Consider the following 396-nt stretch of genomic DNA (forward strand, 5'->3'; position numbering starts at 1 on the left):
CATATTCTATTTTAATAAGCACAGGTACAGCCGTATTTTGGTTTTTAAAGTGAGCTGGTTTGCCGTTAATAATCACATTGGCAGGGGCTTCTACTACTGTACCAATTCGAGTTCCTCGGTATTCAACCGGAGCGCCAGCGCGCAGGCCGCGAATTGATTGCTCAAACTCAATAAGATAGTAGTCAAAGTCGTAAAAGCGCTCTTCTAGTGCTTCTTTATAGCTTTGACTAAGCGAAAAGCTATGCTCATTTTGGGCAATATCGCCAGGTGCTTGTTGATCGGGTAAGCCCACCGATATACCGCCTTTTAAAAGTTTACTAAGCGATCCGGTATTAATGTTTATGCCATCAGCAGAAAGGTCAATTTCTATACCTGAGTTAACCCAAAAAATAGAAT

1 pseudogene is annotated in these 396 nt (G+C 41.7%); it reads right to left on the reverse strand.

What is annotated here, in order from left to right:
- Nucleotides 1-396: pseudogene (locus AAEY62_RS20590) on the reverse strand (intermembrane transport protein PqiB); the annotation flags it as partial.

Source organism: Pseudoalteromonas sp. GW168-MNA-CIBAN-0100, assembly GCF_040309225.1.
GTDB lineage: Bacteria > Pseudomonadota > Gammaproteobacteria > Enterobacterales > Alteromonadaceae > Pseudoalteromonas > Pseudoalteromonas arctica.